The sequence below is a fragment of the Pseudalkalibacillus sp. JSM 102089 genome (assembly GCF_041366475.1).
GTDB lineage: Bacteria > Bacillota > Bacilli > Bacillales > Guptibacillaceae > Guptibacillus > Guptibacillus hwajinpoensis_B.
In genome coordinates this window covers 219832-234933 of record NZ_JBEWYW010000004.1, presented here as the reverse complement: position 1 = coordinate 234933, position 15102 = coordinate 219832, and the positions used below count along the sequence as shown (strand labels likewise).

Genomic DNA, 15102 nt, shown 5'->3' with positions numbered 1-15102 from the left:
AACAAGAATTTGCATTCTAGAAAGGTTAATTGACATACAAATAGAAAAGCCTCCTGTTCTCACAGAAAGCTTTTTTCCTTCTTATTTTTTCTCAGATAACCACTGAGCTACTGCTTCAGCTTGTTCTCCCTGAATAACTCCAGCTGGCATTCCCGACCCTTTACCATTATTAATAATGTCGAGAATTTCATCTTTGGAGTACTTTCCGCCAACAGCATTTAGAGCTGGTCCAACCTGGCCGCCTAGATCACCGCCATGACAGGAAGCACAGTTCTGAGCGTAAATATCTTCTGGTGCTGCTGCTTCAGCTTGTTCTTGCTTCTCGCCTTCACCTTCAGCACTTTCTTCGCCGCCCTGTTGCAATGCCCAGAAAGAAACACCAATAATGAGAATTAATCCGATAACTGCCGTCCATGCAAATGGAATAAGCGGATTCTTTTTCATTTCTTTTCCTCCTTGTACCGATTCGCTGATATCGTTTTCCCCAATTATGTAAGAGTAAACAAATCATAACTTATTTTACTTGAAAACGCTATGAAAGAAAAGGGGAAGCGAGGCAAATCACATATTTGTCATTGATTTCACTCTATACTTATCATAGCAAATTTTTTTAATAAAACAAACGGCATCAGCACAATCACTGATGCCAACAATTATTTTTATTTGGATATTTCTGAATTAAGGTTTGCCCATTCAACTGCTGATTCACGTAACTTGTATTTTTGTATTTTCCCCGAAGCTGTCATTGGATACTCATCTACAAAGAAGACGTGTGCAGGTACTTTATATCTTGCAATTTTACCTTTGCAGTATAAAAGAATATCGGCAGCATTAACTGCTCCTTTTTCTTTTAATTGAATGCATGCTACTACCTTTTCACCGTATTTCTCATCTGGTACTCCAATAACCTGAACGTCCTGAACAGACGAATGGGTATACAGAAATTCTTCAATCTCTCTGGGATAAACATTCTCTCCCCCACGTATAATCATATCTTTCAAACGTCCTGTAATCTCTACATACCCCTCTGAGTCCATTTTAGCGATATCTCCAGTATGAAGCCATCCTTCTTCATCAATCACTTGACTCGTAGCCTCAGGCATGTTGTAGTACCCTCTCATCACGTGATACCCTCTCGTGCATAGCTCACCCGCTTCGTCAGATGGAACCTCGAGGCCTGATACGGGATCAACTATCTTCACTTCGACACCTGGTAAGGCTCTTCCCACTGTATTTACTCTATACTCGAGCGGATCATTGGTTCTTGTTTGGGTAATTACTGGTGAAGCTTCAGTCTGTCCATAAGCTATTGTTATTTCTACCATATTCATTCTTTTCATGACGTTTTTCATCACTTCTATCGGACATGGGCTTCCAGCCATTATGCCGGTCCTTAACGAGCTTAGATTATAGGATTCAAATTCAGCAAGACTGAGTTCGGAGATGAACATCGTTGGTACACCATGAAGTGCTGTACATCTTTCTTTCTCCACAGTTCTTAGTACCAGTTCTGGTTCAAATTCAATGATCGGAAAGATTGTCGCTCCTACAGAAAAAGCCGCTAAAGTTCCGAGCACACAACCAAAACAGTGGAAAAATGGAACAGGAATACAAAGTCGGTCATTATGAGTGAGCTCCATACATTGGCCAATCTGGTAGCCATTATTGAGAATATTATTATGAGTGAGCATCACTCCTTTCGGAAAGCCGGTCGTTCCTGACGTATACTGCATATTAATGACATCGTCTGGATCAAGTTCTCCATTTCTCATTTCTAATGCTTTATCTGTCACCGATACGCTTCCCTTGAGAAAATCTCGCCAATTCATGAACGAAGAACGTTCTTCTGATCCAATATAAATAACATCTTTCAAATATGGAAGGCCAGCTATCACACATTTCCCACCAGTCAGTTGATCATTGCTTTTTTGAAGTTGCAAGAAAACCTCAGGATAAGAAGTGCCTTTGAAGCCATCAATTAAAAAGAGACGAGTGGATTCTGACTGCTTTAGGACATATTCTAACTCTGATGATTGGTAATTCGTATTAATCGTGACAAGGACCGCCCCCACTTTTGCAGTGGCAAATTGCAAAAGTAACCATTCCGGCACATTCGTAGCCCAAACTGCTACGTTCTCTCCTTTAGTAACACCCAACCCTAGCAACGCTTTAGCAACTCTGTTCACTTCATTATTGAACTCTTCAAATGTGAATCGAATTTTTTCTTTTGAGTAGACGACAGCTTCTTTTTTCCCAAACTGATCCACTTGTCTTTCGAGCATCGATCCGATCGTCTCATGAAGCAAATTCGTCATAGTAACACTCCTATCATCATTAAGAACCCAGAAGAGATAAAGAGATCATCTTCTTCTCTTCTGGACCATGGTATTTACTTAGTTAATAATCAGTGTTGGTTTTGGCTCCTTTACGACTTGAACCAAAATTAACTAGTTAATGGGGTTCACTAATAAATTCATGTTATGAAAAAGACAATAATAGAGAAACTTCAAGAGTAACAACTAATCGAGCGCTCGTTCAGTTTAACAACCAATTTCTCGAGCAATAACCATTCTTTGGATTTCTGAAGTACCTTCTCCAATTTCAAGTAGTTTTGCATCTCTAAAATAACGCTCAACGTGATAATCGCGCATATATCCATTTCCTCCATGAATCTGAACAGCTTGATCACAAACTTCCATACAAATTTCTGAAGCATAAAGCTTACAAATAGAAGCTTCTTTTGTAAATTTCTTCCCTTGATCTTTCAACCAGGCTGCTTTATATACCATCGTTCTCGCTAATTCAATTTTCATCGCCATATCCGCTAGCTTAAATTGAATCGCCTGGAAGCGTGAGATAGCACGACCAAACTGCTTACGCTCATTAGCATACTGTAACGCCTTCTCATAAGCTGCCTGAGCAATCCCTACTCCCATAGCACCTATTCCAATTCGACCACCATCAAGAGTAATAAGAAATTGTCTAAAGCCATCTCCGCGTTTCCCCAGCAGATTTTCTTCCGGGACTCTCACGTCTTCCATTACAAGTTCCGTTGTGTTTGAAGAATGAAGTCCAAGCTTCTCATAGTTATCAACTACTCTAAATCCTGGTGCAGAAGTAGGCGCAATGATTGCACTAATTTCTTTATTACCATCCTTACGATCAGTAATAGCCGTTAATGCAAGATGATCAGCATATGAAGCATTCGTTATATAACATTTGCTTCCATTAATTACCCATTCTCCATTTTTCAGTACTGCTTCAGTCTCGGTCCCACCTGCGTCAGAACCAGCATTAGGTTCTGTTAAACCAAAGGCTCCTAATGACTCACCGGAACAGATTGGGGCAAGATATTTCTGCTTCTGTTCTTCAGTACCAAATAAGTTCAGCGGTGCCCCTCCTAGTGATACGTGCGCCGAGTATGTAATTCCAGTTGAACCACACGCACGACTCAATTCCTCTACTACGATTGCAAAGCTGACGGTATCTGCACCGCCTCCTCCATATTCTTCTGGAAATGGAAGCCCCATAATCCCCAAGTCACCAAGCTGTTGAAATATCTCTTTTGGAAACCTTTTCTCTTTATCGCGTTGTTCGGCACCTGGCGCCACTTTTTCGTCAGCAAATTCTCGAATCATTTTCTGAATCATTTTTTGTTCTTTCGTTAAGTCAAAGTTCATGAACAAATAACCTCCTGTAAATAAAAATCCAATAATGTGAATGCGCTTACATTTCATTATCTCCTTTGATTGCTACTTTTTCAACATTTTAGAATATAAAAATAATTTTATATATTATTTTTTTGCCAAACTATTTTCAGAAGCCTACTACAACGGGGGTTAACGCTTTTTATACAAAAAGGGGCATTTGCAAAACGAAAGAAAAATCAGTAAAATAAATGACAGGAATTGTATTCTTTATTGATCCGTTCCACTAACGATAAAAAAAGAGTTTTTAACTAAACCGTTTCCACATATGGTAAGAATGTAATTCATTAAGCTATAAAAAAACTCCCTGACTGCATGAGCAGACAGAGAGTGATCCATTCTATTCAAGAAAATCCTTAAGTCGTTTGCTTCTACTTGGATGACGTAGCTTGCGAAGTGCTTTCGCTTCGATCTGGCGAATTCGCTCACGTGTAACTCCAAAGACGCGACCTACTTCTTCTAGGGTTCTTGTACGTCCATCATCAAGTCCGAAACGCAGTCTAAGAACATTTTCCTCTCGATCAGTCAGCGTATCTAGTACGTCTTCAAGCTGTTCCTTGAGTAGTTCATAAGCTGCAGCATCGGATGGTGCCAACGCATCTTGATCTTCAATAAAGTCCCCGAGGTGGGAATCGTCTTCTTCCCCAATAGGCGTTTCTAAAGATACTGGTTCTTGAGCTATCTTAAGAATTTCACGGACCTTTTCAGGAGACAGGTCCATTTCCTTACCAATTTCTTCAGGAGCTGGTTCACGGCCAAGATCCTGAAGAAGCTGGCGCTGCACACGAATCAATTTATTGATTGTTTCAACCATATGAACTGGAATACGAATCGTTCTAGCCTGGTCTGCAATGGCGCGAGTGATAGCTTGACGGATCCACCACGTGGCATAAGTACTAAATTTGTAACCTTTACGGTAATCAAATTTCTCAACGGCTTTAATGAGACCCATATTTCCTTCTTGAATTAAATCTAAGAAGAGCATACCTCGTCCTACGTATCTTTTCGCGATACTAACAACTAGTCGAAGGTTTGCTTCAGCGAGACGACGCTTTGCCTCTTCGTCACCTTCTTCAATACGTTGTGCTAGACTAATCTCTTCCTTCGCAGAAAGAAGATCTACTCGGCCAATCTCTTTAAGGTACATACGAACGGGATCATTTATTTTGACGCCCGGAGGAACACTTAAGTCATTAAGATCGAATTCTTCTTCCTTATTCACTTCTTGAGGCGAAGGGTTTTCAGTACTATCTTCGATGACTTCTACACCTTGTTCCTCTAGATATTCAAAGAATTCATCCATTTGATCGGAATCCTGTTCAAACGGGGACAACCGTTCTACGATCGTAGAGTAAGTAATTAAGCTTGTTTTCTTTCCAAGCTCTACTAACTGCTCTTTCACTTGATCGATGGTTAATTCACCTTCCGCCGGCTGGCGAGTTGGTTTTTCAGCCATTCGATCCCCTCCTTCCATACATCTCAACAATAAAAATAGTAAATTTCTTAAAATGATTTTTTTAAATTCTTCTTCATTTCAAGAATTTCCATAGCGATCTTAGCTGCCTGGACAAAGTCTTGCTTCATTTCCGCTTCTTTTTTCTCTTTTTCTCTCTCTTCTATCTTTATCCATTCTGGATAATTTAACACCTGCCGAATATAATCGTGAAGTTCTTTATCCGACACGTCTTCATTTAAATCCATCATGGCCAGTTCAGAAGCAATTTTGACAAGGTTAGGATCAGTAAGCTGCTCCATGAATTGACTAATGTCCGCTTCATGGCCGTTAGCATAAAAGCTATACAGATATGCAGCGATCGCACTATGCTCGTCAATATTAAACGAACCGCCAACCTCTTCCTGTACTTTTTCTGCAACATCCAGATCTCGCATCATATATGCAAGTAAGATTCGCTCTGAATTCTGGAAAGCAGGCAGGAGCTTTTTCTTCACATAGAAATTTTTCCTAGCATTATTATCCCTTTTAGGAGGAGCATTATCCTTACTTTTCTTGCCCTCTTTATAAAATTGGGTAACTTGCTGCTTTAGCGCATCGAGTGAAAGTGAGAATTCTTCCGATAGCTGTCTAAGATAATGGTCTCTTTCGACAGCGTTTGAAAGTCCGCTGATTTCTTTAAGTACTTCTTCGATGTAGCGGATTCGTTCTCCTTCATCCGATAGGTTTTTTCCTGATCGAAAAACTTCCATTTTAAAAGACATTACTGTTGACGCTGCCCCTATTACATCCTTTTCAAACCGTTCTGCACCGTATGTTCGGATATAGTCATCGGGATCAAGTCCGTTTGGCATTTTTGCGATTCTTACATAGCAACCAGCTTGGACTAATTCATCCGCTGCTCTTGTAGCAGCATTAATCCCCGCCTTATCTGAGTCATAACAAATCACCACTGATTCTGTCTGTCTTCGTAGAAGTTTAGCCTGATCTTTGGTTAATGCTGTCCCAAGACTCGCTACAACATTTTGTACCCCATTCCCGTACGCTGTAATCACATCCACGTAACCTTCTAAAAGGATAGCCTGATCTTTTAAGCGGATAGAAGAACGGGTAAGATGAAAACCATACAAAAACTTTCCTTTCTGAAACAATTTTGTTTCAGGGCTATTCAAGTATTTCGGTTCACCTTCTCCTAGTATCCTACCTCCAAATGCGACCGGTCTTCCTTTTGGATCCCATATTGGGAACATAATACGATTACGAAAACGATCAAAATATTTCCCATCAAATTCCCTTTTTGCAAGAAGTCCGGCATTAGCAATTTTTTCTATAGGATAGTTTCTTTTCTCCAAATATCCCGTTGCATAATCCCACGAATCAGGGGCAAAGCCAAGTTGAAACTTCTCAATCATTTCATTTGTAAAGCCTCGCTTGCTCAGATAATCACGAGCTTTTTCGCCTTCTGACGTCTTCACCATGCAATGATTATAAAGCTTAGCTAGAAAATCATGAGCCTTATAGATGACCTCATTCTCAGATGTTTTCTTTGGATTACTATTTTGATTGTCTTGAACTTCAGGTAGTTCTATCCCTGATTTCTGCCCAAGTGCTTCAACAGCTTCTATGAAGTTGTATCCTTCTATTTCCATTAAAAATGAAAATGCATTACCACCAGCGCCACAACCAAAGCAATGATATATTTGCTTATCGGGAGCTACTGAAAATGAAGGAGTACTCTCCCCATGAAAAGGGCAAAGACCGAAGAAATTCCTTCCTTGTTTCTTCAGTTGGACATAATCACTAATCACATCAACGATATCTGTGGATTTGCGAATCGCTTCAATTTTCTCTTCCGGGATTCTGCCACTCATTAATTATCACCAACAGGTTCTATAATTTCGACAAATAGAAATAAACTCCTTCATAATTCGACAAAATTTTAATTAATTCTTTCCGAAACTCATCTCGATCTTCACTCGTAAACTTACGCGGACCTTTTGTATGCTTACCCGCTCTTCTACTTTTCGATGCTAAATAACGCGTATGTAGAAGCGTAGAAATGTTCTCTTCAGTGTATCTTTTTCCTCTTGGAGAAAGGACAAAAACACCCTTTGGAAGGAGTATACTTGCTAGTCCATAGTCTTGAGTTACAGCTAAATCACCTTTCTTAGCATGACGATGGATGTAGAGATCAGCTTCTTCCTTTTCAGAGTCTACCATAACCCACCTCGCTTCACGGAACGTCGTGCTCATATGAGCATATGATGCCACAAAAACGATTTCGGTTTCTGATAAAGCTTGCTGAAAAGACATCATTTCTTCCTTAATTAGAACAGGACATGCATCTGCATCGACAAAAAGCGTCAGTTTCTTTTTCGTCATAATTCTGTATTCTACATCTCCCTGAGTTATCCTTCTTTTGAAATTTATGTTTTAACTTTCAGAATTTTAGTTCAAGCCTCTATAGATTAAGAATCATTCTATTAAAAGCCTTCTTATATGATTATAGACAAATTTTATTGACAATATTTGATTATATACTAAAAATATTAAATTGAACAGGTAAAAACGATAAAAAAACGCCATCATCGTGACCAAATTCAATCCGATGATGGTGTGATTCTTTGATTTTTCAAGCTATATTCATAATAGGTCATCACAAGGTGACTTTTCAGCATAGCTGAAAGGCGAGATATCAACAATATTAGCTAACATAGCTTTCGCGGAAAAAATAGAAGAAATCAATCATTCTATTCAAGCTTTTTTTAAGAAGTATGCTTCCCTTTATGTAAGCTAAGAATTAAATTAGCTGTTTCTTCTACAGCTCGATTAGAAACATCGATCACTTGACAATTCATCTTATTAATAATCGTATCAAAATATTCAAGCTCGTCTTTAATTCTCGTCATATTTGCATAGCTCGCTTCGGCATTTAATCCAAGAGCAATTAGTCTTTCTTTGCGTATATTGTTTAATTTCTCGGGGCTTATTTTAAGGGCATAGCATTTACCTTCACCAACAGTAAATAGTTCTTCAGGTGGGTCGACCTCAGGAACAATCGGCACATTAGCCACCTTCAACCTTTTATGAGCCAAGTATTGAGATAGAGGTGTTTTCGATGTTCTTGAAACTCCCACAAGAACAATGTCTGCCAGTGCGATTCCACGTGGGTCTCTCCCATCATCATATTTAACAGCAAACTCAATTGCTTCTACTCGACGAAAATAATCTTCATCAAGCTTATGTACGAGTCCAGGCTCATTGCGCGGAGCTTTACCAATAACTTCTTGCATATGATCAATCATTGGACCAATAATATCAACAGCCTGAATATTTTCTTTTGACGCGACATCAAGAAGGAATTTTCTCAATTCAGGCACCACTAGGGTAAACGCTACGATCGCTTTCGTTTCTTTTGCAAGTGTCATCACTTCATGTATTGTAGCCGTGTCCTCTACGTAGGGAACTCTTCTAACATCGAAATCGGTAGGGTCAAACTGACTTGCTGCCGCCTTTACGACAAGCTCTGCCGTTTCACCAACCGAGTCTGAAATAACATACACAATTGCACGATTTGTTGTATTTGTCATATAAACCTCCTAAGCTAAATAATTTCATCCTTAGCCAGATCTACAAGAGCTCTGGTAATATTTGTTTTCGTAATTCTCCCGATAACCTCAATGCCGTTCTCTACATCTTTTACAATCGGCAAGGCATCTATTTGCTTTTCGATTAGCTGATTTGCCACTTCAATTAAAAGATCTTCTCGTGAGCAAACAGTAATGTTAGGCATTCTTGTCATAATAATTGTTACTGGAATACTACCAAGATCTTGCTTACCGAGCGCAGCTCTTAATAGGTCTTTTCTTGATAAAACACCGACTAAATGAGCCATTTCATTTACAACAAACAACGTACCTACATCCTCAAGAAACATCGAGCAAATCGCATCATATACGCTTGCGTTCTCTTGGACAACTACTGGTATAGACTTATAATCGTCAACTTTAATTTTTCTTATTTTCTCAGTAAGAAGTTGTGAGCCTGTTTTCCCTGTATAAAAATACCCAACTCTTGGCCGTGCGTCAAGATAACCTGCCATTGTAAGGATAGCAAGATCAGGTCTAAGCGTTGCGCGAGTTAAACTAAGCTTTTCAGCAATATGCTCGCCTGTAATAGGTCCTTCGTTTTTTACGATCTGAAGGATTGTTTCCTGTCGATTATTCAGTTGGATAAGAATCACCACCTTTACTAAAAATGTTATACTGTATTTTCATTATTATATACGATTATACCATTTGAACGAAAGCATCAAGCCTGTATTTGAAAAAATCAAGCCATAAAAACTTTTTAAGTGATATTGTGAAGTAAATCAAAGCTATATGATGGAACATCGTTGATTTAGCTCTATTGAAAATAAAAAGCCTACGGATTCTCTCTCCGCAGACTTTTTACTCAAGTTTAAATTTGTCTAATTGATCCAAAAATCGTTTTGACTTTAGGTAAAGACCCGAATAAGCGTCAAAATACAAATTAAGAATGTGCCTAATCTCTTTTTTTGTTTCATCTTTAAGTGAAATATTTCCTAATCTTCCGAGATCAATGTGGGCAAACAGGTGAAGAAGCTCTGCCGTTCGTTTTGTCATTGGAAGATGATAAGGATCGACTGAAAGACAACGGTGACATAGCAATCCACCTTCATTAATTGAAAAGTGGAATTTCCCTTCAGGAAGTCCGCAGTTCGCACAACGATCCAGTTGAGGGGTTATTCCAGCAACACGTAGCATTTTCAATTCGAATATAAACACCACTACTTCAGGGTCTTTTTCTTCATCTAACGCGTGCAGCACCTGATAGAGCATCTCAAATAAATAGGGGTTAGGCTTTCGTTCCTCTGTTAATTTGTCAACAAGCTCTGCCGCATAAGCAGCATATGAGGTAAGAAAAAGATCATTGCGAATGGAACGAAATGAATCAATGATTTCTCCCTGATTCAGTCCCCCAAGACCGGATGTATGCTGGTAAAGATACTGACCATATACAAAAAGTTGAGAAACAGCAGAAAGACGGCTTTTAGGTTTTTTTGCGCCTCTTGCCATAACGCCAACCTTACCCGTCTCTCTTGTAAAAAGTGTTAGTATTTTATTTGTTTCACCATAGTCTACGGTTCGAATCACAATTCCTTCAACCTTTTTTAACAAGAACATTCACCAACCGTTTCCTGTTAACATTCCATAAGGTCAAGTGAGGCGAGTTACTTCTTCCAAATCGATAAGAGATTCTCCCTCTTCATCGCTCGGTGTTTCCATTTCCTTCAAAAGAAGATAAGTATCAATGTTTCCTGTTTCACAAAATATTTTCCAGGTAAACTCTAACACTTTAGATCCCACCTTTCATTTTGTAAAAAGTTTTTCTCTTACCTCTAGCTTGACCTGACATATGTCGGTTTATGTGATGGAATATTTAACAAAATTTCACTTAATAGTCATCTTCCCGGTAACCATAATCACGTAATGAGGATGGTTTGTTTCGCCAATCCTTTACTACCTTCACCCAAATCTCCATAAATACACGTGAACCAAGAAGGGCTTCAATATCTTGCCTTGCTCGCTTTCCTACTTCTTTTAGCATTTTCCCCTGTTTTCCGATGATAATGCCTTTTTGAGAAGAGCGTTCTACGACCACGGTGACATGAATATCAATGACATCAGAACCTTCACGTTTGACCATTTGTTCTGTGACAACTGTAACTGAGTGAGGAATTTCTTCTCTTGTCAAATGAAGAACTTTCTCCCTTACAAGCTCTGCCACAATAAATCGTTCAGGGTGATCGGTCACATGATCACTTGGGTAATATTGGGGCCCTTCTTCAAGATAGCCAACTACCTGCTCTAAAAGTGTATTCACATTATTTCCTTGCAAAGCAGAAATCGGAACGATTTCGGCAAATGAATATTTATCTTTATAAAAATTAATCATAGGGAACAATTGATCAGGGTGAACTTGATCAATTTTATTAATGACTAGGAAGACTGGACTTTCTACATTCTGCAAGCGATCAATAATATACTGATCCCCAGCTCCGTAACCTTCTTCAGCATTAATAACGAACAATATTAAATCGACTTCATTTAATGAACTTTGAGCCATTTTAATCATAAAGTCGCCTAGTTTATGTTTTGGCTTATGAATCCCTGGCGTATCGATAAAGACAACTTGTGCATCATCTCTTGTATAAACGCCTTGAACTTTGTTGCGCGTTGTTTGGGCTTTATCACTCATAATCGCAATTTTTTGGCCAATCACTTCGTTTAACAAAGTTGATTTTCCTACATTTGGTCTACCAACAATTGATACAAATCCTGACTTAAATACTTCTTTACTCATTCAAATCCTCCGGTGAAAATGCGCCAGGAAGCAAATCGCTGACGGTTAATTCATGTATTTTTCCATCTAAGTTTGTTAAGATAACTTGCATATCTGGAGAACAAAGTTCAGATATCACCTGTCTACACGCACCACAAGGTGGGACTGGCCTTTTAGTATCTGCAACTACTGCAATCGCTTTATATGCTTTATGACCTTCTGAGTAGGCTTTAAATAGGGCTGTACGCTCCGCACAGTTACACATGCTGTATGCAGCGTTCTCAATGTTACATCCACCAAATACTGTGCCATCTTCAGAAAGAAGAGCTGCACCTACTTTGAATTTTGAATAGGGAACGTAAGCCATTTCTCTTGCCTTTTTAGCTTCATCAATCAACATTTGCTTATCCATTACTATTCCTCCTTATGACTGAAACAAGTGAACAATCGGTTCGAAAAAGAGAAGGATACCGATTATAACTGAAATGACCGCAAAAAGAAAGACGCCAGCGGCTGAAACATCTTTTGCTGCTTTCGCTATAGGATGTTCTTTTTCGGTAATTAAGTCAATCGATCTCTCAATCCCTGTATTTAACGCTTCTAAGCTTAACATGATACCGATTACAGTTAATAATATGCTCATCTTTATCACAGATAGTTCAAGAATTAGCCCCGCTATCAGAACGAAACTACCTGCAATAAGATGAAATAGAAAATTTTGTTCATTTTTCACTAAATAACGAAAGCCTTGTGAAGCATATAGAAAGCTACGTAAAAACCGTAACAACCTCGACCGATTATCTCGTGAGGCCATATTGTTCTAACAGCACTTTTTGTTTTCCGAACATTTCTTTCTCATCTTCCTCGGTCATATGATCATAACCCAGTAAATGAAGAAAACCATGAACACTTAAAAAGCCAAGCTCCCGCTCAAAACTATGTCCATATTCAGTAGCCTGATCCTCTATTTTTGGAACGGAAATAACAATTTCTCCGAGTAAATGCGGTAGTTCTTCACCAATAATAAGCGGTTCTTCTCCCTCTTCCTCATCATCAAGTGCGAAGGAAATGACATCTGTCGGTTGATCTTTCCCACGATATTCGCGATTGATCTCGGTAATACGTTCATTATCCACAAACATAACCGACACTTCACTTCCCGGTCTAACCTCTTCTTCCTTTGCAGCATGGTTTAATAAATTCTCGAGCATCTCAAACTGCTCTTTTTTAATTGAGTTCGTCTCATCAACAAAGTCTATCGTTAAATTCATGAAGTCACCTTCTTTTTTAATTCTGTTGGATATTCAATTCGACTATGAAAAATACCATTTAACGTTTCTAATATTGTTTTTGCAACAATGTCGAGCTCTCTGAGAGATAAATCACATTCGTCAAACTGTCCATCTTCAAGTCTTTCAGTAATAATTTTTCTTACGAGCGATTCAATGGTATCAGGGTTTGGTTTGTTCATCGACCTCACTGCCGCTTCGATACAGTCTGCAATCCCAACTACAGCGGCTTCCTTCGTTTGAGCTCTTGGTCCAGGATAGCGGAATTCAGCTTCAGACACCTGCTGATCAGATTGTTCACTTGCTTTGTAATAAAAGAACTTCAGCAGTGTCGTTCCGTGATGTTGTTCAGCTATATCCACAATTTCTTTTGGCAATCGATGCTTCCTAAGCATCTCCGCTCCGTCAGTGGCATGAGAAACGATAATTGTTTTACTTAAATATGGAGAAATTTTATCATGGGGATTTTCCATATTCATTTGATTTTCGATGAAGAAGTGGGGGCGTTTTGTTTTACCAATGTCGTGGTAATATGCTCCCACCCTTGCTAGTAAACCGTTGGCTCCAATCGATTCACATGCTGCCTCCGATAAGTTAGCAACCATTACACTATGGTGATACGTTCCCGGTGTTTCAACAAGAATTTTTCTCAGAAGTGGATGATTTGGATTAGATAATTCGATTAATCTTGTAGTCGAGATGATCCTAAAACCTGCTTCAAAGAAAGGCATAAGTCCCAGTGTTAACATAGATGAAAGAAAACCTGATACGAAAGCAAACAAGAAATGGTAGCTTAATTCGATTCCACTGTATTGTCCGTTCTTTAACATTAATAATATAGCCACTGAAACGATGTTTATTAAGGATACTAGTAATCCTGCTTTCAATATGTTGGATCGATGATTTCTTTTACCGAGGAAAAAGACTCCTGATAATGAACTCATTAATACATAGAAAGCAAGTGACGCATTCATTGGTCCCGTTATTTCTCCGTTGAAAAACACGCCAGCACACACTCCAAAGAGGAAGCTTGATGCAATGGCTAATTGTTCATTAAAGAGCATTTTGATAAGCATAGACCCTACCGCTACAGGAACAATATAAGCAATACCCGGCAATTCAATTCCCTGCATCAAGCTCGATAGTTTCAGAACAAGCAGTGTGCTGAGATAAATGAGAACGAGAATCAATAAATTTGTATTAGCTGAGCGGACTCTTGAATTTACATCCTGAAAGAAGTAATACAAATAACCAGTAAGAAGGACAACTAGCAATGCAAGGCCGATATAAGGAACTGCATCAAACCCCTCATCAAGAAGACCAGCTAGTCTTAATTGCTCCATCACTTCTCTGTTAATCTTCGCTCCTTCTTCAACGATAATTTGGCCTTCACGAATCATAACCGGCTGAACTGCTTCTATTGCTTCTTGACGACTTTGTTCGGTTTGTTCTGGATCTAGAAAATAATTAGGCACAATACTCTGCTGTGCTACTGTTATCATTGCTTTTTTCTGCTCAGTAGGTAGAGAAGTAAGGGATAACCGATCTTCCACATCCGTTTTAGATTGCTCTAAATTATCAATAGACACTCTATCAGTCATGACTTCCATTACTTCAGATAGTGTCAGCTCTTTAATTAAGCTAATTTGAGACAATTCCGCTTCAAGAAGCGGGACGAGAGTTTCGTTTGAAAGTTCTGCTGACATCGACACAGATAGTAAAGATTCAAGCTCTGTTATTTTCTCTTCTGTCGTTTCAGCGTCATCACTATCATTTTTTTTAACCTTTTCAATACCTGAAAACAAATCATTTAATTGATCGACCTGTGACTGAGAAACTTCATCTCTGTAAACATATTTCGCGTCGATTTGAGCTGCTTTCGATCGTTCATCTTCTGTAGCTGTTTTATTTTCGATCGTAATAGGCGAAGCTATATCATGATCTGCTCTTGAATAAAGAGAAACGTCCAATGATTCAGGAATGACATTTGAAAGCATCGTTAAATACATGATGAGAGCAACCAGGCCATAAAGAGACCATTTCACCATTTTTATTCGTTCAATATTACGGAGATTATCCTGAAACAGACGTTTAATCTTCACAACCATAGCTTTCTTCACCTCATAAGTTCTGGCCTCTACTACTCTTCTTCATATTTTATCAGAATTCCCTAATAAATGGAGCGGAATCTCACAATAAGTTAAACTGATTGGAAGCAGTTCAACTTGATAAAACATAAAAGATAAAGGTATCGTGTTGAATTCTTAAAGGCTAAAAAAAGACCCGT

15 protein-coding genes are annotated in these 15102 nt (G+C 38.8%); all 15 read right to left on the bottom strand.

What is annotated here, in order from left to right:
* Positions 1-81 precede the first annotated feature (81 nt).
* The 15 genes from cccA to ABVF21_RS11750 all read right to left on the bottom strand — a co-directional run bounded on the left by cccA (position 82) and on the right by ABVF21_RS11750 (position 14923).
* Entirely contained in the window at positions 82-444 is a 363-nt protein-coding gene (gene cccA / locus ABVF21_RS11820) for a cytochrome c550 (RefSeq protein ID WP_194219525.1), read from the bottom strand.
* 215 nt (positions 445-659) lie between these two features.
* Positions 660-2315 carry an AMP-binding protein gene (locus ABVF21_RS11815; protein WP_371018239.1) on the bottom strand — a complete coding sequence of 552 codons (1656 nt, stop codon included), beginning with the start codon at positions 2313-2315 and terminating at the stop codon, positions 660-662.
* A 225-nt stretch (positions 2316-2540) separates the two neighbouring features.
* Positions 2541-3680 (bottom strand): acyl-CoA dehydrogenase family protein, encoded by a 1140-nt coding sequence (locus ABVF21_RS11810; RefSeq protein WP_303530565.1) that lies wholly within the window; start codon positions 3678-3680, stop codon positions 2541-2543.
* Between the two features lie 367 nt (positions 3681-4047).
* Positions 4048-5163 (bottom strand): RNA polymerase sigma factor RpoD, encoded by a 1116-nt coding sequence (gene rpoD, locus ABVF21_RS11805; protein ID WP_194219522.1) that lies wholly within the window; start codon positions 5161-5163, stop codon positions 4048-4050.
* A gap of 47 nt (positions 5164-5210) precedes the next feature.
* Positions 5211-7031 (bottom strand): DNA primase, encoded by a 1821-nt coding sequence (gene dnaG, locus ABVF21_RS11800; protein ID WP_303530564.1) that lies wholly within the window; start codon positions 7029-7031, stop codon positions 5211-5213.
* A 19-nt stretch (positions 7032-7050) separates the two neighbouring features.
* Positions 7051-7542, bottom strand: coding sequence for a YaiI/YqxD family protein (locus tag ABVF21_RS11795; protein WP_194219520.1), 492 nt, complete (start codon positions 7540-7542; stop codon positions 7051-7053).
* Positions 7543-7925: 383 nt separating this feature from the next.
* Complete coding sequence (locus tag ABVF21_RS11790) at positions 7926-8750, bottom strand: pyruvate, water dikinase regulatory protein (RefSeq protein WP_194219519.1); 825 nt, start codon at positions 8748-8750, stop codon at positions 7926-7928.
* 14 nt (positions 8751-8764) lie between these two features.
* Positions 8765-9406 (bottom strand): helix-turn-helix transcriptional regulator, encoded by a 642-nt coding sequence (locus ABVF21_RS11785; protein WP_276511807.1) that lies wholly within the window; start codon positions 9404-9406, stop codon positions 8765-8767.
* Positions 9407-9611: 205 nt separating this feature from the next.
* On the bottom strand, positions 9612-10361 hold the full coding sequence (gene recO, locus ABVF21_RS11780) for a DNA repair protein RecO (protein WP_303530562.1): 750 nt from the start codon (positions 10359-10361) through the stop codon (positions 9612-9614).
* A gap of 39 nt (positions 10362-10400) precedes the next feature.
* On the bottom strand, positions 10401-10538 hold the full coding sequence (locus ABVF21_RS11775; RefSeq protein ID WP_194219518.1) for a YqzL family protein: 138 nt from the start codon (positions 10536-10538) through the stop codon (positions 10401-10403).
* A 100-nt stretch (positions 10539-10638) separates the two neighbouring features.
* Positions 10639-11547 (bottom strand): GTPase Era, encoded by a 909-nt coding sequence (gene era / locus ABVF21_RS11770; RefSeq protein ID WP_194219517.1) that lies wholly within the window; start codon positions 11545-11547, stop codon positions 10639-10641.
* Positions 11540-11938, bottom strand: coding sequence for a cytidine deaminase (locus ABVF21_RS11765; RefSeq protein WP_194219516.1), 399 nt, complete (start codon positions 11936-11938; stop codon positions 11540-11542). The genes era and ABVF21_RS11765 overlap by 8 nt, the downstream gene beginning before the upstream one ends.
* A 12-nt stretch (positions 11939-11950) precedes the next feature.
* Positions 11951-12340, bottom strand: a complete 390-nt coding sequence (locus tag ABVF21_RS11760) for a diacylglycerol kinase family protein (RefSeq protein WP_303530559.1) — start codon at positions 12338-12340, stop codon at positions 11951-11953.
* Positions 12324-12797 carry an rRNA maturation RNase YbeY gene (gene ybeY / locus ABVF21_RS11755; protein WP_371018238.1) on the bottom strand — a complete coding sequence of 158 codons (474 nt, stop codon included), beginning with the start codon at positions 12795-12797 and terminating at the stop codon, positions 12324-12326. The genes ABVF21_RS11760 and ybeY overlap by 17 nt, the downstream gene beginning before the upstream one ends.
* On the bottom strand, positions 12794-14923 hold the full coding sequence (locus tag ABVF21_RS11750) for an HD family phosphohydrolase (protein WP_371018237.1): 2130 nt from the start codon (positions 14921-14923) through the stop codon (positions 12794-12796). Before ABVF21_RS11750 ends, ybeY begins: the two co-directional genes overlap by 4 nt.
* Positions 14924-15102: the final 179 nt, after the last annotated feature.

Excerpts from the sequence above, each read along its gene's own strand:
- dnaG (WP_303530564.1), bottom strand. The coding sequence starts at position 7,031 with ATGAGTGGCAGAATCCCGGAAGAGAAAATTGAAGCGATTCGCAAATCC.
- ABVF21_RS11790 (WP_194219519.1), bottom strand. The coding sequence starts at position 8,750 with ATGACAAATACAACAAATCGTGCAATTGTGTATGTTATTTCAGACTCG.
- ABVF21_RS11795 (WP_194219520.1), bottom strand. The coding sequence starts at position 7,542 with ATGACGAAAAAGAAACTGACGCTTTTTGTCGATGCAGATGCATGTCCT.
- rpoD (WP_194219522.1), bottom strand. The coding sequence starts at position 5,163 with ATGGCTGAAAAACCAACTCGCCAGCCGGCGGAAGGTGAATTAACCATC.
- cccA (WP_194219525.1), bottom strand. The coding sequence starts at position 444 with ATGAAAAAGAATCCGCTTATTCCATTTGCATGGACGGCAGTTATCGGA.
- ABVF21_RS11810 (WP_303530565.1), bottom strand. The coding sequence starts at position 3,680 with ATGAACTTTGACTTAACGAAAGAACAAAAAATGATTCAGAAAATGATT.
- era (WP_194219517.1), bottom strand. The coding sequence starts at position 11,547 with ATGAGTAAAGAAGTATTTAAGTCAGGATTTGTATCAATTGTTGGTAGA.
- ABVF21_RS11760 (WP_303530559.1), bottom strand. The coding sequence starts at position 12,340 with ATGGCCTCACGAGATAATCGGTCGAGGTTGTTACGGTTTTTACGTAGC.
- ABVF21_RS11815 (WP_371018239.1), bottom strand. The coding sequence starts at position 2,315 with ATGACGAATTTGCTTCATGAGACGATCGGATCGATGCTCGAAAGACAA.
- ABVF21_RS11750 (WP_371018237.1), bottom strand. The coding sequence starts at position 14,923 with ATGGTTGTGAAGATTAAACGTCTGTTTCAGGATAATCTCCGTAATATT.
- ybeY (WP_371018238.1), bottom strand. The coding sequence starts at position 12,797 with ATGAATTTAACGATAGACTTTGTTGATGAGACGAACTCAATTAAAAAA.
- ABVF21_RS11765 (WP_194219516.1), bottom strand. The coding sequence starts at position 11,938 with ATGGATAAGCAAATGTTGATTGATGAAGCTAAAAAGGCAAGAGAAATG.